Annotated in this window: 21 protein-coding genes; 11 read left to right on the forward strand and 10 right to left on the reverse strand. The window is 72.5% G+C overall.

The window, feature by feature from the left end:
- Positions 1-144: 144 nt before the first annotated feature.
- The 4 genes from ACFW3D_RS19775 to ACFW3D_RS19790 form a co-directional block, all read right to left on the reverse strand.
- Entirely contained in the window at positions 145-930 is a 786-nt protein-coding gene (locus ACFW3D_RS19775) for an alpha/beta fold hydrolase (protein ID WP_500505496.1), read from the reverse strand.
- Between the two features lie 83 nt (positions 931-1,013).
- Positions 1,014-3,314: an AAA family ATPase gene (locus ACFW3D_RS19780; protein ID WP_500505497.1), complete on the reverse strand. Its 2,301-nt coding sequence runs from the start codon at positions 3,312-3,314 to the stop codon at positions 1,014-1,016.
- Between the two features lie 68 nt (positions 3,315-3,382).
- Complete coding sequence (locus tag ACFW3D_RS19785; RefSeq protein WP_500505498.1) at positions 3,383-4,135, reverse strand: SDR family NAD(P)-dependent oxidoreductase; 753 nt, start codon at positions 4,133-4,135, stop codon at positions 3,383-3,385.
- Between the two features lie 38 nt (positions 4,136-4,173).
- Positions 4,174-4,611, reverse strand: coding sequence for a TIGR03618 family F420-dependent PPOX class oxidoreductase (locus ACFW3D_RS19790; RefSeq protein WP_500505500.1), 438 nt, complete (start codon positions 4,609-4,611; stop codon positions 4,174-4,176).
- A gap of 335 nt (positions 4,612-4,946) precedes the next feature.
- Between ACFW3D_RS19790 and ACFW3D_RS19795 the strand changes: the two genes are divergently transcribed.
- A complete protein-coding gene (locus ACFW3D_RS19795) occupies positions 4,947-6,275 on the forward strand; it encodes an epoxide hydrolase family protein (RefSeq protein ID WP_500505502.1) in 1,329 nt (442 codons plus the stop codon).
- Positions 6,276-6,553: 278 nt separating this feature from the next.
- Positions 6,554-7,243, forward strand: coding sequence for a type 1 glutamine amidotransferase domain-containing protein (locus ACFW3D_RS19800; protein ID WP_500505503.1), 690 nt, complete (start codon positions 6,554-6,556; stop codon positions 7,241-7,243).
- 240 nt (positions 7,244-7,483) lie between these two features.
- Here the strand turns inward: ACFW3D_RS19800 and ACFW3D_RS19805 are convergent, their stop codons facing one another.
- Entirely contained in the window at positions 7,484-8,419 is a 936-nt protein-coding gene (locus ACFW3D_RS19805; protein WP_500505504.1) for a LysR family transcriptional regulator, read from the reverse strand.
- A 136-nt stretch (positions 8,420-8,555) separates the two neighbouring features.
- Between ACFW3D_RS19805 and ACFW3D_RS19810 the strand changes: the two genes are divergently transcribed.
- The 3 genes from ACFW3D_RS19810 (at position 8,556) to ACFW3D_RS19820 (ending at position 11,530) form a co-directional block, all read left to right on the forward strand.
- Positions 8,556-9,800: an MFS transporter gene (locus tag ACFW3D_RS19810; protein ID WP_500505505.1), complete on the forward strand. Its 1,245-nt coding sequence runs from the start codon at positions 8,556-8,558 to the stop codon at positions 9,798-9,800.
- 170 nt (positions 9,801-9,970) lie between these two features.
- Positions 9,971-10,792, forward strand: coding sequence for an MBL fold metallo-hydrolase (locus ACFW3D_RS19815; RefSeq protein ID WP_500505506.1), 822 nt, complete (start codon positions 9,971-9,973; stop codon positions 10,790-10,792).
- A 324-nt stretch (positions 10,793-11,116) separates the two neighbouring features.
- Positions 11,117-11,530, forward strand: coding sequence for a YciI family protein (locus ACFW3D_RS19820; RefSeq protein WP_500505507.1), 414 nt, complete (start codon positions 11,117-11,119; stop codon positions 11,528-11,530).
- Between the two features lie 469 nt (positions 11,531-11,999).
- On the opposite strand, the gene ACFW3D_RS19825 is transcribed toward ACFW3D_RS19820, so the two are convergent.
- The gene (locus ACFW3D_RS19825) at positions 12,000-12,758 is read right to left on the reverse strand and encodes a PIG-L family deacetylase (protein ID WP_500505508.1); all 759 of its coding nucleotides are present in this window, start codon (positions 12,756-12,758) and stop codon (positions 12,000-12,002) included.
- 396 nt (positions 12,759-13,154) lie between these two features.
- Here ACFW3D_RS19825 and ACFW3D_RS19830 point away from each other — a divergent pair, with 396 nt between their 5' ends.
- Positions 13,155-13,568, forward strand: a complete 414-nt coding sequence (locus ACFW3D_RS19830; RefSeq protein WP_500505509.1) for a DUF6193 family natural product biosynthesis protein — start codon at positions 13,155-13,157, stop codon at positions 13,566-13,568.
- Between the two features lie 80 nt (positions 13,569-13,648).
- Here ACFW3D_RS19830 and ACFW3D_RS19835 read toward each other — a convergent pair whose 3' ends face one another.
- Complete coding sequence (locus ACFW3D_RS19835) at positions 13,649-13,879, reverse strand: hypothetical protein (protein WP_500505510.1); 231 nt, start codon at positions 13,877-13,879, stop codon at positions 13,649-13,651.
- 420 nt (positions 13,880-14,299) lie between these two features.
- On the opposite strand from ACFW3D_RS19835, the gene ACFW3D_RS19840 reads away from it, so the two are divergent.
- Positions 14,300-14,689, forward strand: coding sequence for a hypothetical protein (locus tag ACFW3D_RS19840; protein WP_500505511.1), 390 nt, complete (start codon positions 14,300-14,302; stop codon positions 14,687-14,689).
- A gap of 234 nt (positions 14,690-14,923) precedes the next feature.
- On the forward strand, positions 14,924-16,120 hold the full coding sequence (locus ACFW3D_RS19845; protein ID WP_500505513.1) for a cytochrome P450: 1,197 nt from the start codon (positions 14,924-14,926) through the stop codon (positions 16,118-16,120).
- Positions 16,121-16,193: 73 nt separating this feature from the next.
- On the opposite strand, the gene ACFW3D_RS19850 is transcribed toward ACFW3D_RS19845, so the two are convergent.
- The 3 genes from ACFW3D_RS19850 to ACFW3D_RS19860 form a co-directional block, all read right to left on the reverse strand.
- Positions 16,194-16,802 (reverse strand): hypothetical protein, encoded by a 609-nt coding sequence (locus ACFW3D_RS19850; RefSeq protein ID WP_500505514.1) that lies wholly within the window; start codon positions 16,800-16,802, stop codon positions 16,194-16,196.
- A gap of 32 nt (positions 16,803-16,834) precedes the next feature.
- On the reverse strand, positions 16,835-20,455 hold the full coding sequence (locus ACFW3D_RS19855; RefSeq protein ID WP_500505516.1) for a S8 family peptidase: 3,621 nt from the start codon (positions 20,453-20,455) through the stop codon (positions 16,835-16,837).
- Between the two features lie 426 nt (positions 20,456-20,881).
- Positions 20,882-23,845, reverse strand: coding sequence for an ATP-binding protein (locus tag ACFW3D_RS19860; RefSeq protein ID WP_500505517.1), 2,964 nt, complete (start codon positions 23,843-23,845; stop codon positions 20,882-20,884).
- A gap of 301 nt (positions 23,846-24,146) precedes the next feature.
- On the opposite strand from ACFW3D_RS19860, the gene ACFW3D_RS19865 reads away from it, so the two are divergent.
- The 3 genes from ACFW3D_RS19865 (at position 24,147) to ACFW3D_RS19875 (ending at position 25,847) form a co-directional block, all read left to right on the forward strand.
- The gene (locus tag ACFW3D_RS19865; RefSeq protein WP_500505518.1) at positions 24,147-24,524 is read left to right on the forward strand and encodes a YidB family protein; all 378 of its coding nucleotides are present in this window, start codon (positions 24,147-24,149) and stop codon (positions 24,522-24,524) included.
- A 206-nt stretch (positions 24,525-24,730) separates the two neighbouring features.
- Complete coding sequence (locus ACFW3D_RS19870) at positions 24,731-25,381, forward strand: cysteine hydrolase family protein (protein ID WP_500505519.1); 651 nt, start codon at positions 24,731-24,733, stop codon at positions 25,379-25,381.
- Between the two features lie 19 nt (positions 25,382-25,400).
- Positions 25,401-25,847, forward strand: a complete 447-nt coding sequence (locus ACFW3D_RS19875) for a lipocalin-like domain-containing protein (protein ID WP_500505520.1) — start codon at positions 25,401-25,403, stop codon at positions 25,845-25,847.
- The last annotated feature ends 22 nt before the right edge of the window (positions 25,848-25,869 follow it).

Below are 25,869 nucleotides of genomic sequence, written 5' to 3' on the forward strand. Positions count from 1 at the left end.
CCGTCTGTTTCGGTTCGGGGTTGGTCGTGGGGTGGGTTTTTTTTTTTCAGTCAAGGGCGTCCCCGCGGCCCGGGCCGCCGCCGGGGGGGCCGGCCCCGGCCGGGCCCCCATCGCGGGGGGGCCCTGGCCGGGTCGGCCACTGCCTCAGGTCAGGAGGCGGGCGACCTCAGCCGGGTGCGCGAGGTGCGGGAAGTGGCCGCTCCCGGGCAGAACGGTGACAGCGACGCCGGGGAGGGCGCGGGCGAGCCAGCGGCGGTACTCCGGGTCCGGCTCGGCACCGGCGACGTAGTGGTACGGCGTCCCCTGCGACGCGATGCGCTCCAGCCGGGCGGCGTTCCGCTCGTCGAGCGTCGCGGGCGGGGTGGTCAGCAGCTCGTCCCAGTAGGCCAGGAGCAGTTCACGCGCGGGAACCGCGTCGGGCCGGGCGAGGGCGCGGGCCCCGGACGGTAGGCCGTCGATGCCCATGCGGCCGAGCAGGCCGTCCCAGATCGTGCCGTACCCGGGGCCGCGCAGCACGTCCGCGTCGCGCTGCAGCATGCCGGCGAAGCCCCCGACGCGCAGCGGCTGGTCGATGTTGACGACGCCGCGCACCGGGTACGCCGCGGCGTACGCCGTGGCGATGGCGGCGCCGAGGGAGTGCCCCACCACGACCGGCCGGGTCAGGCCCGCCTCGGTGACGGCCCGGTGCACCACGGCGGCGACGTCGTCCAGCCCGTGCCGGTCCAGTGGGGGCGACTGCCCGTGCCCGGGCAGGTCGACGGCCAGGACGAGGCGGGCCGGGTCGAGGACCGCCAGCTCCCGCAGCAGAGGGCCCCATCGGTGCCGGTCGTAGCTCAGTCCGTGCAGCAGGACGAGCGGCGGCCGTCCGTCCGGCTCACCGTGGCGCTCCGCCCGCAGACCCGCGTACGTCGTGGGTGCTCCGGTGCTCATGTGGGTGTCCTCCCTGTGGTGCGTGCGTGCCGTACACACCAGGAGGCGTGACACCGCGGGGAACGATCCGTTCGTGACGGCCGTCACACATGCCAGCGTCCGGGACCGCCGGGGGCCGGCTGGTAGCGCATGAGGCGGCCGGTGCGCAGGGAAGCCCGCAGATGGGCGCCGGCGAGCGGGGCGGCGGCCTCGATGCGCCGGACGGTCCCCCACAGGGCCCGTGTGGCGCCGACGCGGGCCCGCTCCGCCTCGTTGCCGTGGGTACGGGGGCGGCCGCCGAGGCCGGCGGAGCGCCGCAGTTCCGCGAGGATCGCCCCGCGCTCGGCCTGCACGGCGCCCGCGGCGTCCACGTCCCCGGCCCGGTCGGCGGCGTCCAGCCGCTCGTCGAGCGCGGCGAGCCGCCGGCGGTAGGAGGCGCGTGCCGTCTCGTCCAGCAGCGGATCGGCCGGCGCGTCCGCCAGCCCGGAACCGCCCGCCACCAGGTCGAGCGCGGGGATCTCCCGACCGGGCGCCGCCAGAAGCGCGCGCAGGTAGCGGGGGCCGCGCCCGTCGGGGACCCGGGCCGACTCGCCGCCGGCGTCCAGCCGCCAGTCGCGCCCGTCGAGCACCCAGCGCCACCGGCCGTCGGGCGGAGCCGACGGTGCGGGTGCCGCGGACGGCGGCAGGTCACGGAGCAGCCCGTCCATGCCCAGGCGCTCGGCGATCGACCGTGCCTCGGTCACGTCCCGCGCCGCCCGCTCCCGGTCTCCGGCGCCGTCGCGCCGGGTCAGGGCCTCGGCCCGCGCCGCCAGGGTCCTCGCCAGCCAGGGCAGGGCGCCAAGGCGGCGGGACAGTTCCGCGGCCGCGTCCAGGTGACCGACGGCGGCCCCGGGCCGGTCGAGGCGTGCCGCCAACCGGCCCAGGTAGTCGTCGACGGGACCGGTGATCGTGTTGGCTCCGCCCCAGACCACGAGCCGCCCGGAGTAGGGCAGCAGCGCCTCGTACAGAGCGGCGGCGGCCGCCGGGCCCCCGGTGCGGGCGGCGACGGCCGCGAGGTCGGCCAGCGCGCCGGTCCAGCGCGGGCCGGTGCCGGCGAGGACGGCGGGCAGCAGCCGCTCCAGTTCCAGACCGGCTTCGGTCGCGCGTCCCGACTCCAGCATCGCCCGGGCCGCCGTGGCCTCGAAGAAGTGGCCGGGCAGCCTGCGGGCCATCCGCTGCCAGGGTTCGACCGGGGTTTCCGTGCGGCCGCGTACGACGGCCAGTTGGTGGCGCACCGAACCGGCCAGCCGCTCGGTGTCGCGCACCCCCGTCCGGTGCCCGGCGGCGAGTACCTCGTCGGCCAGCGCCGCGGCCTCGTCGAACCGGCCGCGGACGGTGGCGAGCATCGCCTGCCGGGCGAGCGCCACCACGCGGGCGTCGGTCTGTCCGGCCTCCTCCGCGGCGCGCGCGTAGACGCCGAGCGCCGCCTCGGCCGCCGCCAGGTCCCCGGCCTCGGCGTGCGCCACGAAGCGCCAGAACAGGCCGCGGCTCTCCGCCGCCGCGTCGCCCGCCCGGCGGGCCTGGGTGACGATCTCCCCGGCCGTGGCCAGGCGCTCCGCGGTGGCGGCCGGGTCCCACAGCGCGTGCAGCCGGCTGTCGAGGACCTCGGCGAGGGTCCCCGGGTCACCGGACGCTCGGGCCAGGCCGAGCGCCGTGTCCGCCAGGTCGCGGCGGCGCGCCACGGCTGTGGTGTCGGCGAGCAGTTCGCGTGCGAGGCGTGCCAGTACGCGGGCGCGGACCGCCGGGGCGAGCGGTCGTTCGGCGGCCGCCTCCAGCAGGCGGAGGAGTCCGAGGTCGGTTTCGAGGAACTGGGCCCGCGAGGGGGTCACCAGTGCCAGGTGCGCCACCGGATCGGCGCCGTCGTCCAGTCCCTTCAGCCGGTCGGCCAGGGACAACGCGGGACCGGGAAGCCCGCCCGAGACCAGCCACAGGGCGTGGACGGCTTCGGGCGGCAGGCCGGGTACGAGCCCGGCGAACTCCGTGCCCGACAGTCCGCCCAGCCTCAGCTCGGTCCCGTCCCCCGTGAAGTCCCGGGCGGCGACCAGGAGGGTCCGAGGCCCGGGGGGCGGATCGGAGGCGGGCCCGTCATCCCCCGTGACGGCGTCCGCTTCGTCGGCGTCGGCCAGGAGGAGGACGGGCTCATCCGGCCGGTGCGGTGCGGCAGGAGCCCGGGAGGGTGCGCGGTCCCCGGTGCTCTCGACCCGGATGCCGCGCCGGGCGGCCAGCTCGGCCGCGGCGGCCAGCAGCGCGGTCTTGCCCACCCCTGGCGGCCCGGTGACGACCAGGCGCTCGCCGCCTCCGGCTCTCAAGCGGTCGAGGAGGGCCTCGAGCGCCGAAAGCTCCTGTTCACGGCCGATGAGGGACACGCCCCAGCCTAACCGCGGCCGTGGTGGGTGCCGCCGGTGCCGGCGGGCGGCGGGAACGACCGGCGCCGTCAGACCTGCACGGTGCCGCCGTCGACGAAGATTTCCGTGCCGGTGACGAAACGGCTCTGGTCGGAGGCGAGGAAGAGGACCACGTCCGCGACGTCGTCCGGCTCGCCAATGCGGCCGAGAGGGATCCGCGAGACCAGCAGCTCCTTCATCCGCCTGCCCTCCTCCGTGTCCGCCCGGATGGCCGCGTCGAGCTGCGCCGTGGCGATCGTGCCCGGGCTGACGGCGTTGACCCGGATGCCCCGGCCCTTGAGCTCGTTGGCCCAGGTACGGGCGAAGGACCGGATCGCGGCCTTCGTCGCCGAGTAGACGCCGAAGCCCTCGGGCCCCTCGATCGTCCAGATCGAGGCGGTCAGGATGACGGACGCACCGTCGTTCATCAGCGGCAGGGCCTTCTGCACGGTGAAGACCGTGCCTTTGACGTTCACGCCGAGGAGGAGGTCGAGGTGCTGCTCCGTGAGCTCGGCGAGCGGCGACCTCTCCCCCGCCCCGGCGTTCGCGAACAGCACGTCCACCCGTCGGCCGTCCGCGGCGACGCGCCCGAAGAGGCGGTCCAGGTCCGCCGGGACGGCGATGTCGCCGCGGACGCCGGTCGCTCTCGTCCCCATGGACGCGACCGCGGCGTCGAGCTCCTTCTGCCGGCGGCCGGTGACATATACGTGGGCGCCCTCGTCGGCGCATCGGCGGGCGGCGGCGAGGCCGATCCCGGACGATCCACCGGTCACCACCGCGGTCTTCCCGTCGAGTTGCCCCATCACGTCCTCCTCGTCCGCGCTGCGGCACCGCACCGCGATCAGACGCCGTAGATCCGTTCGGGCCGCACCATGACGGCCGCCCGGCGATCGGCGGCCATGACCCTGTCGTATTCGTCCCAGTCGTCATGGGTGCCGCCCGCCGCGGCGAAGATCTCGCGCAGCAGCAGGCGCGTGCCGTCCGCATCGAGCGACGGATGCGGGTCGTCGGGGCCGATGATCTCGGCGGCCCCCTCCACCGTCACCCAGTGCCACCCCGAGCGCACGCACGCGGCGAGCCGGGGACGCTCCCTGAGGTTGCCGAGCTTGACCTTGCCGTAGGTCACGAACGCCACCACGTCCACGTCGGCGAGCGGATGCCTCATGACTCCGAGGTTGACCACGGAGGACTGGATGCTGCGGTCGGCGCGGAGCGTCGACACCACACCGAGGCCCTGCTCGGTGCGGGCGAGCTCCGCGAAGTCGTTCAACGTTGCCACTCGGTTCCCCTGCCGGTCTCGGGCGTGGGCCGCGGACGTGACCCGCGCGAGCGCCCACGGCGTGCGTCGTCGGGACCACGATGACACGTGATCACGGCACGGACCCGCCGGCGTCCGGGGCGGCGGCCGCCGGGCGGGACGCCGAGTTGCAGGGTGACGGAACGCCACATAGCGTCTCGTCTCGTCGCAACACCCTCATGTCAGCCACCAGATCGGCCTGCCGACGACGCTGCCGGGTCCCGGTGATTCCCTGCCGCAACCCCGCCGTCACCGATGAGGGACGTGCACGCCCACGAGACTTCCCTCCCGGGAACCGGGACGACCGGAGATCAGCCATGCCCGACCTTTCCAGTCTGCTTTCTCGGCGAAAGATCCTGCTCTCCTCCGCCGCCGCGGTGACCGCGGCGACCACGGGGGCCTTCGGCCTGGCCTCCCGGACACCGGAGGCGGCGAAGGAGACGAGAGCGGCGGCGGACGCCGCGGGCATCAGGCCCTTCCGCGTCGACATTCCGGAGGCGGACCTCGCCGAGCTCCGCCGGCGCGTCGAAGCGACGCGCTGGCCCGACCGCGAGACCGTCCCCGACCAGTCACAGGGCGTCCGGCTGGCGACGATGCAGAAGCTGACGCGCTACTGGGGCAAGGACTACGACTGGCGGAAGATCGAGACGAAGCTCAACTCCCTTCCGCAGTACAAGACCAGGATCGACGGGCTCGACATCCACTTCATCCACGTCCGGTCCCGCCACAAGGACGCCCTGCCGATGATCCTGACCCACGGCTGGCCGGGCTCGGTGCTGGAGTTCCTGAAGGTCATCGACCCCCTCACCAACCCCACCGCCCACGGCGGCCGCGCGCGGGACGCGTTCCACCTCGTCATCCCCTCGATGCCCGGTTACGGCTTCTCCGAACGGCCGACCACCACCGGTTGGGACCCCAGCCGCATCGCCCGGGCCTGGGCGGTGCTGATGCGGCGTCTGGGGTACACGCGTTACGTCTCCCAGGGCGGGGACTGGGGCGCGGTGGTGTCGGACAAGATGGCGGCGCAGAAGCCCCCCGGGCTGATCGGCATCCACGTCAACATGCCGGCCACCGTGCCGCCGGACATCGCCGAGAAGCTCGCCTGCGGCGACCCGGCCCCGGCCGGTCTCTCGCCGGACGAGAAGGCCGCGTACGACAAGCTCAACGCCTTCTACAAGACCGGCTCGGGCTACTCGGCGATGATGGTCACCCGCCCGCAGACCGAGGGGTACGGACTGACGGACTCCCCCGCCGGGCTGGCCGCCTGGATGTACGACAAGATCGCCGCCTGGACCGACAGCGACGGCGACCCGCTGCGGGTGCTCACCAAGGACGAGATCCTCAACGACATCAGCCTCTACTGGCTGACCAACACCGCGGTCTCCTCCTCGCGCCTGTACTGGGAGAACAACGCCAACAACTTCAACGCCGTGTCGGTGTCCATCCCCGCGGCCATCACCGTGTTCCCCGGCGAGATCTACCAGGCACCGCTGAGCTGGGCGAAACGCGCGTACCACGACCTCGTCTACTACAACAAGGCTCCCCGCGGCGGCCACTTCGCGGCCTGGGAGGTCCCGGACATCTTCACCCGTGAGCTGCGCGCCGCGTTCTCGGCCCTGCGCGACCCCGGAACGCCGGGCAAGTAGCGGGGGAAGGGGACGTGCCCGGGCGTTTCGACCGCGGGAACCGCCCGGCCAAGGCGAAGACGCTCGCCGACGACACGGGACGACGCTGCTTCCCCGGCGCCGCGCCGGCGACCACATCCTGTCCCGGGCCGGGCTGAGGCCGGTCCACGCGATCCCGGCCCGACCACGGTCGTCGCCCGGGCGGGACGCCACCGGATGTCCGGTGGCATCCCGCGGCCTATGCTTTTCGGGTGGGGGGTTGCCCGCTGCGCCGGACACGGCAGGGAGGCGGTTTCCCGATGGCGAAGGTACTTTTCGTGATGACCGGTACGGCGTACTGGACGCTGAAGGACGGCACCAGGCACGCGACGGGTTACTGGGCCGAGGAGTTCGCGGCACCGTACAAGGCACTGACCGGGGCCGGCCACCAGATCACGGTCGCCACCCCTGGCGGGGTCGTGCCCACCGTGGACATGATGAGCCTGCGGCCCGACATGGCCGGCAGCGCGGAGATCGCCCTCGAGCTCGAGTCGATCATCCGCTCCGCAGAGGTGATGCGCAGGCCGATCCAGTTGTCGGACGCACGCCTGGAGGACTACGACGCCGTGTATCTCCCCGGCGGCCACGGTCCCATGGAGGACCTGTGGGCCGACGCCGACGCCGGACGCCTGCTGACCGCGGCGCTCGCCTCGGGCAAGCCGCTGGCCATCGTCTGCCACGCCCCGGCGGCGATGCTGTCGACGAGGATCCACGGCGAGTCGCCGTTCGCCGGCTACGAGGTCACGGCGTTCACCAACGAGGAGGAGGAAGCGGTCGGGCTCGCCAAGCAGGCACCGTGGACGGTCGAGACCGCGCTCATCGAACTGGGCGTGAAGTTCTCCAAGGGCGAGATGTGGAAGCCGTACACCCTGGTGGACCGCAACCTGTACACCGGGCAGAACCCCGCATCGGCCGCCCAACTGGCCGAACGCCTTCTCAAGGTGCTCTGACCGGGGGCGCGCAGCATGTGCGGCCTCGCGGTGGCTCATCACCGCGAGGCCGCGTCCCCATGATCCGAGCAAGGGGCGTCCCCACACCCGCTGTGCTTGCTCGGTCAAACAAGTAGAACATTGAACATAAATACGGGCAAGTAGCTTGATCCGCCATCAAGTCTTGAAGATCATCACAGCCCCGACCGGCCCGCCCGCGTTTTTCGGGCGGCGCTCGACGCGCGCGGGGCGCGGCCGCGCTCAGTGCGGAATCACCCAGTCCGGTACCCAGGTCCCGGGAGCGCCGTGGTCGGTCGATGTGGCGGCGAGGTGGGCGCGGAGGGTCGCCAGCGCAGGGTGGGGGTTGTCGCGGTGCCAGAGGAGCGAGTGCGGGTAGACGGGCGTCGGATCGGTCACCGGGATGCGGCGCAGGCCGTGGCCGGCGGGCCAGACCAGGCTGGTGCGCCCGCCCATGAAGGTGGCCAGGGCCGGGGTGTCGGCGACGGTGTCGAGGAGCGCGTCGGACCCGAAGTTGGGGCCGGTCGCCTCGATGGTGAGGCCGAACTCGGCGACGAGGTCGTCGTAGTACGCGGCCCACTCGGTGCCGGGGACGATGCCGGGCATCCAGATCCGGTGCCCGGCGAGCCGGGCGAGGGGCACCGACCGGGCGCCGGTCAGCGCGTGGGCCGGGCCGATGAGGAGCTCGAGCGGCTCGTCCAGCACCCGGACGGACTCGATGTCCGCGGGAAGGGGCCGGCCGGGTGGGGCGACGGCGCGGAAGGACGCGTCGATCGCACCGGACCGGATGGCGGCGACGGCCGTGTCGATGTCGAACAGCATCATCACGTCGAGCTCGATGTCGGGGTGCGCGCGGTGGAAGCCGCGCATCAGACCCGACTGCGCACTGCGCGAGGTGATCACGTCGACGCGGAGCGGACGGCTGCCCGCCTGCACCGACGCGACCGCGCGCTCGGCGACGCGCAGCAGCTCGCGCGCGTGGGGAAGGAACGCCTGCCCGTCGATGGTGAGGTCGGCGCCGCGCGGCGTGCGGGTGAACAGCCGCACGCCGAGGTTGCGCTCCAGCGCGGCGATGCGTTTGGAGACGGCCTGCTGGGTGACGGCCAGCTCGGTGGCGGCCTCCTGGAACTGCCCCGCGTCGGCGGCGGCGACGAAGGTCCGGACGGTGTCGAGGTCCATGCCGGCACACCCTACGGCCACAACCGCTGGTTGTGGCCAGGTGGCCCCTCGGTTGTTTGATCCCCGGGAACAGCGCCCGCTTTGATGCTTCCGATCGCGGATCGGTTGTACCGGTGAGTGGCGAGGGGGCAGTGGCATGAGGAGCGGGCACCGGCTGGGACGGCCGTTCGGATGGCTCTGGGGAGCGTACGGAACCAGCGAGCTCGGCACGTGGCTCGCCTTCGGCGCGTTCCCGCTGATCGCCGTCCAGGTGCTGCGGGCCGGACCGGCCGAGGTCGCCGCGCTCTCCTCCGTGGGGGCCGCGGTGGGCGCGGCCGTGGCGGTGCCGCTCGGCCCGTGGGTGGAGTTCCGCCGCAAGCGGCCGGTGCTGATCGCGATGGACCTGGTGCGGGCGGCGGGGCTGCTGACGATCCCCGCGGCGTTCGCGCTCGGCGCGCTCACCTTCCTGCAGCTCCTGCTGGTCTCGGCCGTCGTCGCGGCGGCGGACATCACCTTCCGCGCCGCCTCCGGCGCGTACCTGAAGACGCTGCTGCCCGCCGAGGACCTGCTCGTCGCCAATGCCCGGTTCGAGTCCACGGCATGGACGACCACGATCATCGGACCGCCGCTGGGCGGCGCGGCGATCGGCCTCCTCGGTCCGGTGGCGACGGTGGTGGCCGACGCGGTCAGCTACCTGCTCTCGGCCCTGGGCATCCGTGCGACGGGCGGTCACGAGCCGCGGCCCGAAACCGGGGAGGCCGCACGCCTGCGGGCCCGGGACCTGCCCGACGGCTGGCGGTACATCCTCGCCGACCCGACGCTTCGTCCGCTGTTCTTCAACACCGCCCTGTTCAACGGCCTGGTGATGGCCACCCAGCCACTGCTCGCCGTCATGATGCTCGGTCGGCTCGGGTTCGCACCGTGGCAGTACGGCCTCGCCTTCGCCGCGCCCTCGATCGGCGGCCTGCTGGGATCACGGCTGGCCAGGCCACTCGTCACCCGGTTCGGACAGCACCACGTCCTCGTCGCGACCGGTGCGCTGCGCGCGCTCTGGCCCGTCGGCCTGGCCTTCCTGACGCCGGGCACGGGAGGGCTGCTGCTCGTGATCGGTGTCGAGCTCGGGCTGATCTTCTGCTGCGGGGTCTTCAACCCCGTGTACGCCACCTACCGCCTCGAACGCACCGCGACCGACCGCGTCGCCCGCACGCTCTCCGCCTGGGCAGTGACGACCAAGGCCACGACCGCACTCCTGACGGCCGTCTGGGGCGTGCTGGGCGGCCGGCTCGGCCCGAGCGCCGCCATCGGCCTGGCCGGGGTGCTCCTGCTGGCGACCCCGCTGCTGCTCCCCCGGCACGACCGCACGCCCCGGCACGAGCCGGAACCGGCCCGTAGCCCCGCATGACGCACGGAGGCCGGCCGCTGAAGGCCGCGGCCGGCGCGCTGGTCAAAGTCCGCGGCGACCTGGCGCCACCTGGCGGGGAGACCGTACGGGCGCCGTCCCCGCAGCTGTGATGTGATCACGTGGGGTCCGGCGACGGGCCCCACGACAAACCCGCCAGGAAAGGTGCCGTCATGAACGATCGGGTCGGTCCCGCCCGCCACCCCGGTGCAGTCAGTGTCATTGGGGGTCCCACCACGGTGATCGACATCGGCGGGCTGCGCCTGGTGGCGGACCCCACCTTCGACGATCCGGGTGACCACGGCTACCTCACGAAGACCGCCGGGCCCGCCGTCGGCGAGGACGCCCTCGGCCCGGTGGACGCCGTCCTCGTCAGCCACGACCTCCACCCCGACAACCTGGACACCCGCGGCCGCGCCTTCGCCCTCGGAGCGCCCCTCGTACTGACCGGGCCCGCCGCCGCGCGGCGTCTGGGCGCCCCGGCCCAAGGGCTGCCGGTCTGGGAGAGCGTGGAGCTTCCCCGCCCCTCGGGTGGCACCGTCACCGTCCACGCCGTGCCCGCCCAGCACGGGCCCGCCGACGGTGAGCGCGACGAGCAGGGGCACGTGAACTGCGAGGTCACCGGATTCGTCCTGACTGGGGACGGACTTCCCACCGTCTACGTCAGCGGCGACAACGCCTCGCTCGCCGTGGTGACGGAGATCGCCCGTCGCATGCCGCCCGTCGACGTGGCCGTCCTGTTCGTGGGCGCGGCCCGGGTGCCGTCGAAGATGCGCGGCCGGCCACTGACCCTCACCGCGGAGCGGGCCGGCGCCGCCGCCTCGGTGCTGGGGTCGCCGGTGGTGGTGGCCGCCCACTGCGACGGATGGGCGCACTTCAGCGAGACCCGCTCCGACATCGAGCGGGCCTTCGACGACGCCGGGCTCGCCGGCCGCCTGCGCACCGCGGGCAACGGCGAATGGATCGACCTGGGCCACACGGTCACCGCACGTTGACCGACAGGCACGATCACTCACCTGGCTTTAATTCGGGTATTTGGCCGTGGTAGCTTCTGCCCTCGCAGCGGGATGGGCCTCCGGCAAAGACGACCGGTCACTTTCATCCTGGGTGACCCGGTCGGAGCCGCTACGGGCAACGCGGCAGCCGGCGGCCCGTCCCGCTGTCCCGCGAGGGCTCCACCGCGGAATCGGGCCTCGGGCAGGCCCGCTCTCAGGGGCCCGGAAAAATTCCCGGGTGGTGATGTCGAGAACCCCCGGGCGGCTCCGTCCCCGTGGCGAAGGCGGCCACAATGGGTCGCACCGGCACCAAGGAGAACCACGATGGCCAAGTACCTGCTGCTCAAGCACTACCGCGGCGCACCGGCCGCGGTGAACGACGTACCGATGGACCAGTGGACACCCCAGGAGATCACCGACCACGTCCAGTACATGCAGGACTACGCCGCCCGCCTCGAGAAGACCGGCGAGTTCGTCGACGGCCAGGCCCTCGCCCCCGAAGGCACCTGGGTCCGCCACGACGGCCACGGCCGCCCCCCGGCCACCGACGGCCCCTTCGCCGAGACCAAGGACCTCATCGCCGGCTGGATGATCATCGACGTCGACACCCACCAACGCGCCCTCGAACTCGCCGGAGAACTCTCCGCCGCCCCCGGCGCCGGCGGAAAGCCCATCCACGAATGGCTCGAGCTCCGCCCCTTCCTCACCACCCCACCCACCGCCATGGAATGCCACTAGACCGGGGCGCGGAGCCGTCGCGGGCAGGGCGGCCACCTCGGCGAAGGCATCTCGCGACGCCCGTGATCTTCCGTCCGGATCCGGGAACTCCCCTGCGGAAAGCGCACGTTGAGCGGATGACCGGGGGCCGCCCCGGGTCGACGGCCAGCGCATCGCGCGACAGTCAGGGAGGGTTCAGCACATGGACGACATCTTCGGGGAGATCGTCGAAGAGATCGTGGAGGAGACCGCCGAGGAGATCGGCGGAGAGGCCGCCGAGGACATCGTCGAAGGACTCTTCGACTGACCGTGAGCCCAGGGGCATGCGGCCGCGGTCCGACCGCCGCCGCATGCCGGGCGGACTGACCGCGAAAGGGCCGCCGTCCGTCGACGGCTCACTCACACGGTGCGTGGCGCACGCCGGACTGTGTGAGGCCCGCCTCTCGGCCCGGCGTTGACGGGAGGGTCGGGCGATCACCGGAACGCGCGGTCAGGTGGTCAGTTCCGACTGCGCCGACGCCGTGGTGAAGGGGGCGTGGCGGATGTACCACTCGGTGGCCAGCAGCCGCTCCCGGGCGACTGCCGGCAGGCCGGCGATCACCCCCGGCAGACCGCCGCGTTCGACCTCGGAACGGTGCGCGAGCAGGGCCGCGATCTTCTGCCGCATCCAGGGGCGGACGTCGACGGTCGCGGTGACCTGTTCGTCAGGAACGCCGAACACCGCTCTGCGCGCACCGATCACGTCCGCCAGCGCGGACACGGCGGAGTGCGGGTGGGTGGCCAGGTAGAGGGAGAGCGGCTGCCAGGGAGGACCGGCGTCCGGGTAGAGCCGCCCGAGCGCGGCCGCCTGGGCGGCGAGCACGGTCACCCGGTGGGTGTGCACGTGATCGGGGTGGCCGGGCAGCCCGCCGTAGGCGTCGTGGGTGACCATGACGTCGGGGCGGAACTCCCGGATGTGCGCCACCAGCCGGTGCACCGCCTCGTCGAGCGGCGCGTCGCAGAACCTCGGGGAGCCCGGGGCCGATGCGGGCACCCGCGCGTCGGCGTAGCCGAGCATCCGCGGTTCGCCGGCGCCGAGGATCCGCAGCGCCTCGGCCAGTTCCGCGGCCCGCGCGGTGTCCGCGGCCCAGGTCGTGGTGACGACCGCGGTACGCGCGCCGGCCGCCGCGTGACGGGCCAGCACTCCGCCGGCCGACAGCGACTCGTCGTCCGGGTGGGCGAAGACCCCGAGCAGGCTCGGCACGGGCATGGACGGACCGCCTTCCATCGCGCTGCGGGCAGCGGCCCGCCACGGCGGGCGACTCCCGACGTCGCGCACGCGGCCACCAATTCTCCCATTGCGTCGATGGTCCCAGGGCGTCACAGGAGTGCGTCGAGGACACACACTTCGGCGAGGTGGATGAGGGGTGGGAGGCGGACGGCCATAAGGGTGATGGGCAACGCGAGATCGCCGCATGAGTCAGGATCGGCAGGCCGAGCAGGACGCACCGAAGTCCATGAGACGACTCCGCGTCATCGTCCGACCAAGGTCTTCGTTGTCGGAGCACCGCTTTCAGGCAACGACCGCGACACTATGACGGTGGACGCACCTGGCGAGTACCGCGATCAACGGTTGCCCCTGCCCCCAAGACCCTTTCTGCCGGACGTGGCCGCGGCGCGAAGTCGCGGGCCGGCGGACGTTGTCGAGGCCCGCTGGCAGTCCCTACGGCTCAGCCGGCAGTGGCTGCACGCCGTGCACCAGATCCGCTCGCCCGGGCGCCCGTATCCGGGCATCGTCCCGCTGCTGGAGGCAGCTGCCGCTCAACCACGACTGCGTCGGCTGTACCCGTTCACCAGCCACTTCACCCTGCTCTTCAGCAGTTCCACCAGCCACCCCTGGACCGTGCAGGGCGGATCGGTCGAGCCCCTGCACAACGGGCGGTTCAAAGTTCGGCGACGCGGTCCTTCCGCGGTGATCGGGGAATTCGGAACCGCCGAAGAGGCTGTGGCTCTCGTACTCGAACTCCTGCCCACCGGTGTCGAACCCGTCATCACCGCCTCCGCAGAGGATCACGTGTGACGGTTTGCCCACGCCCGTGGTTCCCAGGACCCCGCCGCCTCTGCTCCGGAACGTTCACGGAAGAGCGTCCGGAGCCCTCTTCACCGTGCGCCGCGCTGTCGCGGTACGCGTCGGGCCTCGTCCACGTGGTGGGCCTGCAGGAAGGCGAACAGGCCGGCCACAATGTCGTCCGACAGGCCGGCCAGGATCGACTCCGGTGAGTCGGAGGTGGAGCGGGCGATGGCCCCCACGAGGCGGGCGAGGTCGTCGGCCGCGGACTGCTCCACACAGGTCGGGTCGGTGCGTTCGTCGGCGGTCGGCTGACCGGTCATGGTGGATCCTCTTCCGCTGGGAGAAGGGGCGCGCCTCCGCGGCGGCCCCTCGGCGTCACGTAGACGAGGCCGCCCACACGGGTGTGACAGCTCGACGGTCGCCGCCGTCGCCGCACCCGACCGCACCGGCTTCACCACCGAGGTCTCCTACGACGAGGGCCGGACCTGCCACCCGGTCGAGGTCACCGATGCCCTTGACGACCCCGAACGGGACGTGGTCGGTGCTCCACGAGGTCGACCGGCTCGTGGGGAAGGCGTCCCGGTCGGATCGAACAGCGAACCACGGAGTGCGACGTCCAGCGATCGCTCGGCCTCCGCCGCGAGCCGGACGGTCAGGGGCGGCCGCACGCCGTACGTGGAACGTGCGCGCGGCGCTCGCCGTACGACCCGGGACGGGCGGCCGCCCAGTAAAGTCCTGGCATGCTGCTTTTCCACTTCACGCGGCCGGAGCGGTGGCCGCTGATCCTGGCAGACGCAGAGATCAAGGCCACCTGGCCGACGGATCAGAAGGACATGCCGGAGCTGGCACGGACGGTGCACCTCACGTCCGATCCCAGCCCCGCCTCGCTCCCGGAACCCTTCCGGGACTGCACGGTGCGGTTCACCGTGGAGGTGCCGGCACCGGAGGCGCAGCGCTGGCACGCATGGGCGGGCACCAGGCTGCCGGCGCAGACCGTCCACGTGCTGACCGCGACGCACTTCGGCGAGCGCCCCGACGAGTGGTTCGTCGTGGAGCGGGCCATCCCGTCGGCGGAGTGGGTTTCGGTCGTCGACCTGAAGGTGCAGACACCGCTGTGGCCGCAGCCGTAGCGGTCACCACAGGTCCGGAGCCGCACTGCCCGACGTGACGTCGACCGAGTCGGGGTCGAGGCCCGCCCCGCGGACGCATTCCGGCGGTGGGTGCCGTGCCCGCGGCGGCCCGGGGAATCCCCCGCCGAAAAATTGACGCGTCAAACATTAGATGCTTGTCTTGGCAAGAAATTCGGGGTGCCCGGCGCGACACCACCGGCACTCCCCCGGCGACGGCTACCCGAGGACAGGATCATGGCTGAACGTATGACGCGCGGCTTCGTCGTGACGGACCGGGAACCGAGATGCCCGTTCGACCCCTCGTCGCGGCTCGCGGAGCTGGGCCGGCAGGAGGGGCCGACCCGGGTCGCGATGTACGAACCGCGGTTCGGGGACGCCGATGTACTGGTGCTGTCGCGTTACGCGGACGTGCGTGCCGCGCTGGGCGATCCGCGGCTGCAGTACGGGCACCTCCCGCCGGCCGACGGGAGTCCGCGGACCCTCATGCCCGGCTTCCTCCCCGACTTCCACGGCGCGGAGCACACGAGGCTGCGCCGCATGATCGCGGGGGCGTTCACGCCCAAGCGGGTCAGGGCGCTGCGTCCGATGGCGGAGCAGATCATCTCCGAGCGTCTGGACGCCATGGAGGAGGCCGGGCGGGGCGTCGACCTCGTCGAGGCGTACGCGGTCTCCGTGCCGTCGATCGTGATCGGCGAACTGCTGGGAGTCCCCGCCTCCATGCACCGGGAGTTCCACAGCATCAGCGCCGGGGTCGTCAACTTCGCCAACTCCCCGGCCGAGTACTTCGCCCTGCTCGGCAAGTTCGGCGAGTACATGAAGAACCTCGTCGAGGAGGTCCGCAGGCATCCCACCGAGGGCCTGATCAGCACCCTGCTGCAGGAACGCCCCGGGGAGGTCGGCGACCAGGAGGTCATCGGGCTGTCCAGCGCCCTGGTGGTCGCGGGGCACGAGACGACGGCGTCGATGATCGGCGTGAGCGCGCTGGCGCTGATGCGGCAGCCCGACCAGCTCGCCGTGCTCCTGGACGAGTCGCGGTCCACGAAGGACGCCGTCGAGGAACTGCTGCGCTACATGAGCGTCTCGGGCACGTTCCCCCGCGCGGCGGCCGAGGACCTGACGATCGGCACGACGCAGGTGAAGGCGGGCGAGCGCGTCCTGGTCTCGCCGCTGAACGCCAACCGCGACCCGGAACTGGTGCAGGACCCTGACCGGCTGGACCTGACCCGTGAGGCGGTCGCGCACATGGCGTTCGGGTTCGGCGGCCACCAGTGCCCCGGGCAGCATCTGGCGCGCCTGGAGCTGGAACTGGCCCTGCCCGCGCTCTTCCGGCGCTTCCCGGGCCTGCGGCCCGCGGTTCCGGACGAGGAGCTGGTCTTCCACCGCGACGGGCCGAACGTGTACAGCCTGCAGGCCCTTCCCGTCAGCTGGTGAACCCCGGCGGGAACGGCGGACGGGGCGAGACCCGGTCTCGCCCCGTCCTGTCAGCCGTGCGCGGCGGCTCCCGTCAGCGCAGCGTGTACGCCGTGGGGATGGTCTGCCGTACGGTGTTGCCCTGGCTGTCGGTCGCGCTGATCCTCAGTCCGACGCCCTTGGCGGCCTGGTCCCGCCGGGGGTTCTTGACCGTCACGGTGAAGGTGTCCTTCCCAGCGGCCCTGGTGGTCGCCGGACGCCAGGTCCTGCCCCCGTCGAAGGTGGTCTCCGCCTTCAGGGACGTCACCTTGGGCAGGGCGGTGAGGCTTTCCTGGTAGTAGCCGACGACGCTGATCTCGTGCGCTTCCCCGGCCTTGACGGTGTTGTCCAGGGCCAGGCCGAAGTCGTAGCGCAGGAAGATCAGCGGCTCCGGCCGGCAGGCCGCCTCGTTGCTGCCGACCACCTCACCCATGCACGGGCTCAGCTTCGGCGCGTCGTCCTTGGTCGCCGAGGCGGAGGTGTACTGCCACACCGTCTTGACGTCGTTGGTCCGCGCCTCGAACGTGTACCGCGCCGACTTCGCCGGAAGGTCGTAGGAGACGAGGTCGCCGCCCTTGCAGCCGGAGAGCGCCAGCACCGCCGCGGCGGCGAGCACCATGAGGGTCCCTCTGCGGCGCCGTGCCGTTGGCACACCGGTCTTCATCGTGTCGGTCTCCTTAGCGGTGTCGAGTGCCATCACAGGGTCGTCCAGTCCTGGTCGGCGAGGTGCTCCTTGCGACCCTCGATCTCGTCACCGGACGCGTCCAGCAGCTTGAAGTCGCAGATGGAATCGAGGTTCGGCACGGTGGGCGAGGGAACCCGCCCGCAGGACGGGATCTCGATGAACTCGTGCTGGAGAAGCTCGTCGTCGACGATGCCGATCAGTGCCTGGCGGCCGCCGCCACTGCCCGTGAGGTAGACGGTGGGGTAGAAGGTGTCCCCCTGCCGGCAGCCCGCGCACGGTCCGGCCGCGACCGAGAAGCCCGACTTGGTCCGCACCTGCGGCACCGCCCCCGGTACGGCCGGGCCCGCGTTCCAGTGGATCTCGTTCTTGCCGCTGAGGACCAGCTCGTTCATCTCGGTGCGGTTGTGCTCCAGGAAGGAGTCCGCTCCCCGGTCGGCCCAGGAGGCGGTGAAGCCGCTGATGGCGTCGTCCTGCCGCTTGACGAAGGCGGTCATGGTCCGCTGCGTGGACGGTTCCGGCAGGGACACGTACGACGTGGTGGGAGTGGCCCGGAGGTACTGCCGCCAGCTCAGCTGGTGGACGGTTCCGGGCCGGGCGGCGTGGAAGTGCAGGTCGACCCGGTCGAGTTCGTCCTTCCCGACCCGGTAGTCGTTCGGCCCGATCTGCCCGTCCTCGTGGTACCTGGCGGCGTACGCCCTCGGCACGGCGCTGCCGCCGAGACTGATCCTGACGTGCGACCGGTCGGCCTTGATCCGCTTGATCAGGTCTTCGGCCTCGGCGTAGGGCACCGTCACGATGGGCAGTGCGGCGTACGCCTGGATCGCCGGGCAGCTCTGCGGCCCGTCCGGACACTGGTCGAAGGTCGAGGGGCTGCCCAGTGAGGTGAGGCCCGGTGCCGCGACCAGCACACCGACGGCGCCGGCGGCGGCAGCGGCGGCCACCCGCTCGTCCCGGAGCTTCGGGTAGTCGCAGGTGCTCTGACAGATGTCGGTCGGCGTCAGGAGGACCAGCTTGCCCCGCGCGCCGGCGTCCGCGAGTTCGGCGGCGGAACCGGTGCCCGCGTGGACCACCTGCAGGCGGCCTTCGACGGGCAGCCGGGGAACCGGGATCGCGGCCTCACGGGTGCTCGGGTCACCGTTGTCGCGCAGCCATCCCTGCGTCTCGCCCAGTGTGGCGTTCGGGGTCACGTAGCGTGCGGACAGGCTGGTGGGGGCGCCGCCGCCCGTGGTCCGCATGGTGACGACGGGGGTCGTCCGCGAGCTGTAGAAGTCGTGGGTGAAGGTCCCCTCGCTCACCTTGCCGGTGGGCAGCACCCACCAGTTCGGTTCGACGCCCTTGTAGTCGTACGAGAGCACCGTGCCCATCGACCAGGCCCCGGTCGCCGAGACCCGGTTGACGACGTCGGTCGCGTTGTAGGTTTCGGTGGCCTCCGGGTACTGGACGCGCAGGGGCTTGGCCTTGCGCAGGTCCAGCGTGACCGTGGTCGCCTTGGTGAGGCTCACCTCCGGTGCGATCGGTGCGGCCTGTTGCAACTCGCCGGCCGCGTCGCGCCAGGTGACCGGCATCTCCACCGCGTAGGTGCCGCGGAAGAGCTGCTCGGTCACGGTCTCCGCACCGACTTCGGAGACCTGGCCCGCGTGCAGATGGATCTTGTCGTCGACCGGCATGAAGCCGGCGGTGCCGTAGCGGACGTCGGTGGCGCCCTTGGGGGCGACCACGTTCAGGGTCAGCGGGAACTTCTGGGCTTCGAGGAAGGTGTGGACCCCCGAGGCCAGCCGTATGTCGCCCGAGTCGTCACGGGCGCTCAGCAGCCCGTTGTAGCCGCCGAAGGGCCCGTCGCCACTGCCGAGCACCCTGCCGTCGAGCGTCACCGAGACCTCGGCGGACCCGCCTGCGGGGACCACCACCGTGTCCGTGCTGAGCGTGAACAGCCCTGCCGCGGCCGGCTTCCCGTCGGCGAAGGAGACCGGCAACGTGAGATGCAGCGTGGTCGCCTCGTCGCCGCGGTTGGTGTACGTGATCTTCTTCGTCACCGGCGAGTGCGGGAAGGCCAGCCGGCCGAAGTTCAGGTTCCCCTTCGGGACGATCCGCGGATTGGTCGCGGTCGCGAGGTCCACCAGGCCCCTGCCCTGGGCGTACATGTCGTGCCCCAGGTCGGTGGCGGTGTCCATCAGCAGAGCCTTGATCTGCTGACCGGACAGCTCCGGGTGCTGCTGGGCGACGATCGCCGCGGCGCCGGTCACGTGCGGGGTGGCCATCGAGGTTCCGTCGGCCGCGGTGTAGTACTGGTCCACCGGCGTGCCCATGGCCGTGCCGGCGGCGCGTGCCGCGACGATGCCGACGCCCGGAGCCGCGATGTCGGGCTTGGCGGCGCCGTCCCCGATCCGCGGTCCGCGGTTGGAGAACGTCGCCATCTCGCCGTTCTTGTCGACGGCCGCCACGGTCAGCGCGTCGTCGGCGGAGCCCGGGGAGACGACCTTCTGGGGGACGAAGCCGGAGTTCCCGGCCGCGACCACGAACAGGGTCCCGGTGGAGCGGCTCAGCTCGTTGAGCGCCTGGCTCATCGGGTCGGTGCCGTCGGTGGGCTCGCCACCGAGGCTCATGTTGACGACCTTGGCCCCCGAGTGCGCGGCCCAGTCCATGGCCGCGATGATCCCGTCGTCGGGGCACTGCCCGTTGTCGTCGCAGACCTTGCCGACCAGCAGCCTGGCGCCGGGGGCCACGCCCTTGCGCAGCCCCTTGGACGCGGCGCCGCTGCCGAGGACCGTGGACGCCACATGGGTGCCGTGCCCGTGCCCGTCCTTGGCACCCGTCGGACTGCCGGTGAAGTCGACCTGCCCGGCGATGCTTCCGGACACGTCGGGGTGGGTGGCGTCGATGCCGGTGTCGAGCACCGCGACGGTCACGCCGGTGCCGTCGTAGCCGCGTTCCCAGGCGACGGGCGCGCCGATCTGCGGGACCGACTGCTCGAGGTCGACGTGGGACATGCCGTTGAGCCAGACCTTCCTGACCCCGGCCAGGGAACCGGCGGACCGGGCGGCCGCGGACGTGGCGGCCGTCTTGCCCCGCACCTCCTGCCACCACCGTCCGCCGTCGGCGACGTTCATCGAACGGCCGTTGATGCTGGGGAGCGACCTGCCGCCGGACGCCCCGGCGACCTTGCGCGTCTTCTCGGCACCCGCCGTGTCGGTGTAGGTGACGAGCACCGGGACCGTGTCGCCCTTGCCCGCCGCGACGAGCGTCACCAACTGGGTGAGGTCGAAGAGCCCCCAGTCGAGCAGACCCTTGCCGACCAGCGCGAGGGCGTCGTCCGGAACGACGTACACCTTGCCCTGACGGGTGATGGTGTGGAACACGACCGGGGTTCCGTCGGGACGCGCCGCGCTCTCGGTGTCGCGGACGACCGGCTTCCCCTTGTCGTCGACGCCGACGTGCACCTTGTCGCCGGTGATCAGCGTGACGGGGACGGACCCGCCGGACGCGGCGACGACGCGCGCCAGGTCGCTGTCGGCGATCACGGTCGGGCTGCCGGTCCGTACGACACCGGGTCGCGGGGTCTGCCGGTCCGGCTCGGCCGCCTGGGTCGCCGTCGTCGACACGATCATGCCGAAGACGGTCAGACCGACGGTCACCGCGCCAAGGCGTCTGTTGAGACGCTTCCTTGCGCTTGGCCTCATCTATGAGTCTCCTGTGAGATGTGACGGGGAACATCGGGGGAGGTTCGGCGTGGAGGCGTGCCGGAGGCCGGCGTTCACGGTCCGGACACGGCCTCCGCGCTAGAGCGGTTCGTACTCGCCGTCAGCGGCGGCATCACCCGCGTCCTCGGTGGTCGGGGCGTCTGCCGGCTCGGCCTGCGGTACTGCCGGTGCCGGTTCGTCCTTCGCACGGCGTGCCGAAACGGCCGGGCCATCAGCCGGTTCGGGTGTCAGCGGTTCTGCGGGCAACATGGGCACGAGTGTGCAACCGGGCCCGGGCCCGGCTCGATTGGTCAGATGCGGGATTTAATCCGGCCGTCGGCCCGCCGGCATTTCTTCGTACCCGGCGACGGCCGGCGCAATTTACTCGTCGCCCGGCGGCGGTTGGACCGGCTCGCCGACGAGACCCGATTCGACGACCTTGATCGCGAGGGCCGTCCGCGACGTGACGTCCAGTTTGCGCATCGCCGACTTCACCTGGCTGGCGACGGTCTGCGCCGACACCGTCAGCGTGTCGGCGATCTGCCGGTTCGTCAGTCCCTCGACCAGCAGCCGGGTCACTTCCAGCTCGCGCGGCGAGAGCCGGTTGCCGTAGCCGGGACGTCCCCGGCCGCGCGCCGCCGCGGGGGCGTCCCCCGCCCGTGCGGCGAGGAACCGGGTGATCCGGTCGGCGTCGTTGCGGGCGCCGAGTTCCGACATCGCCCGCGCGACGTCGGACAGGAGCGGCAGCCCGGCCTCGTCCCGGCCGTCGGCGAGCAGGCAGCGGGCGGAGCGCTCCCGGGCGAGCAGGGCGTCGTACGGGCGCGGCAGCGCCTCCCACGCGGCGGCCGCACGGCCGAACAGCGTCACGGCGTCCGCCGGGCGGCCGTCGGCCTCCGCCAGGATCGCGCGGCACAGGACCAGGGACGCCTGCGGCGCCGGGGCGTCCCGGTCCCCCAGGGCCGCTTCGAAGGTGTCCACCAGGTCGGCGGCACGGCCGAGGCGACCGGCGGCGGCCAGGGCCGCGATGCGCGCCGGGGCGAACTCGACCGCGCGGGACCAGAGTCCGCCGCCGACGGCGATCTCGGCGGGCTGGTCGGTGAGGCGGAGTGCCTCGTCGACGTCGCCGTCGCGCAGGCGCAACTGGGCGAGCGCGGCCGCGGCTTCGATGCGTTGCTGGTCGTCGCGCCCGGCGAAGCGCAGCCGCTCCTCCGCCGTCGCCCGGTCTCCGGCGGCGGCCTGCATCAGGCCCGCCACCAGGGCCGCCTCGCTGCGGTCCTTCAGCCGTACCCCGCTGTCGTCGTCGACCAGGCGCGCGGTGCGCTCGGCGAGTCCCGACCAGGCGCCGGTGAACCAGTCGAGGTGGGCCCGGGAGGAGGCGATGCTGTCGAGGTAGTCGAGGAGCTGATGGCGTTCGGCGAGTGCCTGGCCCTTGGCCAGCCGCGCCCTGGCCTCGTCGTACCGTCCCCATCGCGTCGCCTCCTCGCCGACGTTCGTGTGGCCTATCGCGACGATGGACGCCTCCCGCGGGTCGGAGACGTCGTCCGGGATCTGCCGGGCCGCCTCCCAGCCGGCCTCCTCGCCGAGCATCAGCAGCGCGAAGGCGCGCTCCACGGAGATCCGCAGGAGGTCGAGGGAAGCGATCGAGCGGGCCGGCGGCGGCGCCTCCTGCAGCCACCGCAGGTGTTCCGCCACCGGCCGTGCGTTCCCCAGGGGCAGCGCGAGCAGGATGCGGGCGCGCGCCGCCTCCGGCGAGTCCGGCGGGAGGTGGGGCAGCGCCGTGAGGATCTCACCGCGGCCCGCCTCGATCTCGCCCGCCACCATGAGCACCCGGCCGACCTGGAAGCGGACCGGCGCCTGCTGCCCCGGCGTCAGTACCTGGCCGCCGAGGGCCGACCGGAGCGATTCGATGATCTCCGAGTACGGGTCGGAGCCGGACAGCGCCTGGAACTGGATCTTCGTCACCAGCCGCACCAGTGGCTCGGCGGGGAGGTCCATGCCGGTGACCAGGCTGTGCATCAGCAGGGCCGAGGTGGCCACGTCCCCGGACTGGACGCAGAGGTCGGCCGCCTGCTCGGTGTACCGGCACGCCGCCTCGACGTCACCGGCCAGCCGGAAGTGCCGGGCCAGCTGCGCCACGGGCGGCAGCGGCCACTGCGCCAGTGCCCGGCCCGCCCGCAGGTGCATGGCACGCCGTTCCTCGGCCGGAATGGCGTCGTACACGGCGTGACACGCCAGCGAATGGCGGAACGACCACTGGCCGGGCCTCAGCTCGCGCAGCAGGCCGCCGCCGAGCGCTTCGGCGGCATGCGCGGCGAACCGGTCCTCCGGCAGGCCGGTGACCGCGCGCAGGGTCTCGTAGTCCGCCGGTCCCGACAGCACGGACACCGCGTACAGGATGGTGCGGGTATCGGGCCCGACCCGGCCCACGCGCTCGAGCATGGCGTCGCGGATCGTGGGCGGGACGTCGATCCGGTCCAGCCGCCGGCGTGCCCATCCGCCGTCCTGGCGGATGAGGTCGGCCCGGTCGTGCATCAGCCGCACCGACTCCTCCACCGCCAGCGGTACGCCCTCGGTGCGCGCGTGCAGGAAGGCCGCGAACTCGGTCGAGACGTGGTCACCGGTCAGCATCGACGAGACCAACGAGGCGGTCTCGCCGACGTCCAGCGGCTTCAGCGTCAGCCGCACCAGGTGCGCGTCGGCGGGCGGCCGTGAGGTCAGCCTCAGCAGCAGCGAGCCCGACGGCACTTCGTCCCGCCGGTGGGTCAGCACCACGCTCACCGGCTGCGGTCGGCGGGAGACCAGGAACAGCAGGAATTCGAGGGTCGCCTCGTCGGCCCAGTGGACGTCCTCGATCGCGAGGACCGCCACGTCGAGCCGGCCGAGGAGCTCGACGAGGGCGCGGAACAGCCGGTGCTGGGCCGCGGTGGCGTCCTCCAGCGGCTCCGGGGCCGGCGGCAGCTCGTCGGCCCACTCGGGGAACAACGGCCGCAAGGCGCCGCCCAGCCCGCTCAGCCGCAGACCGACAACGTTGTCGACACCATCGCGCACCGCGTCCACGACCGCCCCGAGCGTGTACGGCACCCGCAGTTCCGGGCAGGCCCCCACCAGGGCACGCCGTCCACGCGCGGCCTGGGCCGCCAGGAACTCGCGCAGCAGCCGGGTCTTGCCGATGCCCGCCTCGCCGTCGAGCAGGACGACCGCGGGGGTCCGTCCGAGGGCCGATTCGAGCGCTTCCAGTTCGCCCTCCCGGCCGACGAACCGCGGCGCGGACAGCGCCGGGAGCCGACCGGCTTCGGTACGGGCCTGTCCCACCACCGTCGTGCCCTCCCAGCCGTCCGCCGCCACGCCAGTGCCGACCTTATCCGGGGGAGATCATTTGGGTGGCGGGATCGGCTCGGACAGTTGAACGACAGGAGTTCCCGCGGGCCCCGCGCCGGGGCCTCCGACCACCGCGACGTCACCCGTTCGGCCTAACCGGTGCGGCGGCCCCGGGCGCCTCGTGCTGGCCTGGAAGGGGGTGTACGAGTGTGGCGACACCGTGTGTGACCTGCGACAACAGCATGTCGGCCGACCCCCGGTGCCGACCGGCGCAGCGTCCCGAAGCGCCGCGTGCCGCCCGCACAGACCACTACCACGGGAGTGACCCATGGCTGACCCCACCAAGCGCAGCGGCGGCGGCATGATGGACGAGCTGCAAGCGCTGCTCGAGGGTGCGACGAAGCTCCTGAGCGACAGCGGCCTGAAGGGCGTGGTCGACTCATGGCTCGGTAACGGTCCCAACGAGCCCGTCACGACGAAGCAGATCGAGAACGCGTTCGGCGCCGACAAGGTGGCCGAAGCCAGCAAGCAGGCGGGCATAAAGCCCGATGCCCTCGCCGCGGAGCTGCCCGAGGTCATCGACAAGGCATCTCCCGACGGCAAGATCGACATCCGCAGCAGCAGTATCGAGCCGTCCTCCATCGACGCCCGCAAGGAGTCCCTCATCGACGTGCTGGGCCACACGATCGAGAAGCCCCGCGGCTGACCGCAGGCGCGGACGGCCGGAGGGCCGGCGCCCCCGTGGCGCCGGCCCTCACGCCGCCGGCCTTCACGCCACCGCCTCGTCGCCGAACAAGCGGGCTGATCCCGGCAGTCATAAACTGAACCAGGCGCCATTCACCGCTTCGCGGCTCGGCAGAGCGCCGGGGGTGCCACGGCCGGTAGCCGCAGGAGACTGGGAGCAAGGAAACGATGAACGCCCCAGCGAGCACCTATCCCCCGGACCGAACGGCCCTGCTGATCATCGATCCGTACAACGACTTCCTGTCCGAGGGCGGGAAGCTGTGGCCCTCCGCCCAGGAGGTCGCGGAAGGCATCGACCAGCTCGACCACATGCGCGCGATGCTCGCCGCGGCCCGTGAGCTGGGCTTCCGCGTGTTCATCGTGCCTCACCACCAGACGCGGCCCAGCGACTACCGCACGTGGGACCAGCTGTCCCCGACCCAGCGCCGCGTCGTGGAGCGGCAGGTGTTCGCCCTGGGCAGCTGGGGAGCCGAGTGGCATCCGGATTTCGTGCCGCGCGAGGACGAGTTGGTCATAGGCCAGCACTGGTCATCGAGCGGATTCGCCAATACCGACCTGGACATGATGCTCAAGCAGCACGGCGTCCAGAGGGTCGTGTTCATCGGTATGAAGGCCAACACCTGCGTCGACACCACCGCCCGCTTCGCCCAGGAACTCGGATACCACGTCACCCTCATCCGCGACGCCATCGGCGCGTTCAACTGGGATGAGATGAAGGCGACCTTCGAGGTCAACGCGCCCGCGTACGCGCACGCCGTCCTCACCACCGACGAGTTCCTCACGATCGTGGGCAAGCGGCCCCGGGCGATGGCCTCGTGAGCGAAGGACCGGCACCGCCGTGACGACCACCGGGGATCTGCGGGAGAGGCTGCTGGGGGCCTGGCGCCTGGTGTCGTACGTCGCGGTCGACGAGGCGGGCGAGCGCTACTACCCGCTGGGTGAGGACGCGGACGGGCTGATCGTGTACACACCCCAGGGGTGGATGAGCGCCCAACTGGTGCGCCGCGACCGGCCCCTGTTCGCCGGGGGTCGGCTGGAGTCGGGCAGCGACAGCGAGCTGGCCGAGGCCGGCAGGGGATTCGTCTCCTACGCCGGCCGGTTCCGTGTGATCGACGAGCACACTCTCAGCCACGACGTGAGCATCAGCCTGTTCCCGAACTGGATGGGCGGATCGCAGTTCCGGGTCGCCCGCCTCGACGGCGAGGTGCTGGAACTCAGCCTGCCCGCCGCCACGGAACTGTGGGGGCGCACCCGCAACGCCGTCCTCACCTGGGCCAGGCTCTGACGGCCCGCCCGGACCCGCCGGG

Origin of the sequence: Streptomyces sp. NPDC058864, assembly GCF_042742985.1 — a bacterium.
Lineage (GTDB): Bacteria > Actinomycetota > Actinomycetes > Streptomycetales > Streptomycetaceae > Actinacidiphila.

Excerpts from the sequence above, each read along its gene's own strand:
- ACFW3D_RS19815 (WP_500505506.1), top strand. The coding sequence starts at position 9,971 with ATGAACGATCGGGTCGGTCCCGCCCGCCACCCCGGTGCAGTCAGTGTC.
- ACFW3D_RS19825 (WP_500505508.1), bottom strand. The coding sequence starts at position 12,758 with ATGCCCGTGCCGAGCCTGCTCGGGGTCTTCGCCCACCCGGACGACGAG.
- ACFW3D_RS19835 (WP_500505510.1), bottom strand. The coding sequence starts at position 13,879 with ATGACCGGTCAGCCGACCGCCGACGAACGCACCGACCCGACCTGTGTG.
- ACFW3D_RS19850 (WP_500505514.1), bottom strand. The coding sequence starts at position 16,802 with ATGAAGACCGGTGTGCCAACGGCACGGCGCCGCAGAGGGACCCTCATG.
- ACFW3D_RS19775 (WP_500505496.1), bottom strand. The coding sequence starts at position 930 with ATGAGCACCGGAGCACCCACGACGTACGCGGGTCTGCGGGCGGAGCGC.
- ACFW3D_RS19800 (WP_500505503.1), top strand. The coding sequence starts at position 6,554 with ATGGCGAAGGTACTTTTCGTGATGACCGGTACGGCGTACTGGACGCTG.
- ACFW3D_RS19795 (WP_500505502.1), top strand. The coding sequence starts at position 4,947 with ATGCCCGACCTTTCCAGTCTGCTTTCTCGGCGAAAGATCCTGCTCTCC.
- ACFW3D_RS19840 (WP_500505511.1), top strand. The coding sequence starts at position 14,300 with ATGCTGCTTTTCCACTTCACGCGGCCGGAGCGGTGGCCGCTGATCCTG.
- ACFW3D_RS19785 (WP_500505498.1), bottom strand. The coding sequence starts at position 4,135 with ATGGGGCAACTCGACGGGAAGACCGCGGTGGTGACCGGTGGATCGTCC.
- ACFW3D_RS19845 (WP_500505513.1), top strand. The coding sequence starts at position 14,924 with ATGGCTGAACGTATGACGCGCGGCTTCGTCGTGACGGACCGGGAACCG.
- ACFW3D_RS19820 (WP_500505507.1), top strand. The coding sequence starts at position 11,117 with ATGGCCAAGTACCTGCTGCTCAAGCACTACCGCGGCGCACCGGCCGCG.
- ACFW3D_RS19870 (WP_500505519.1), top strand. The coding sequence starts at position 24,731 with ATGAACGCCCCAGCGAGCACCTATCCCCCGGACCGAACGGCCCTGCTG.
- ACFW3D_RS19805 (WP_500505504.1), bottom strand. The coding sequence starts at position 8,419 with ATGGACCTCGACACCGTCCGGACCTTCGTCGCCGCCGCCGACGCGGGG.
- ACFW3D_RS19810 (WP_500505505.1), top strand. The coding sequence starts at position 8,556 with ATGAGGAGCGGGCACCGGCTGGGACGGCCGTTCGGATGGCTCTGGGGA.
- ACFW3D_RS19865 (WP_500505518.1), top strand. The coding sequence starts at position 24,147 with ATGGCTGACCCCACCAAGCGCAGCGGCGGCGGCATGATGGACGAGCTG.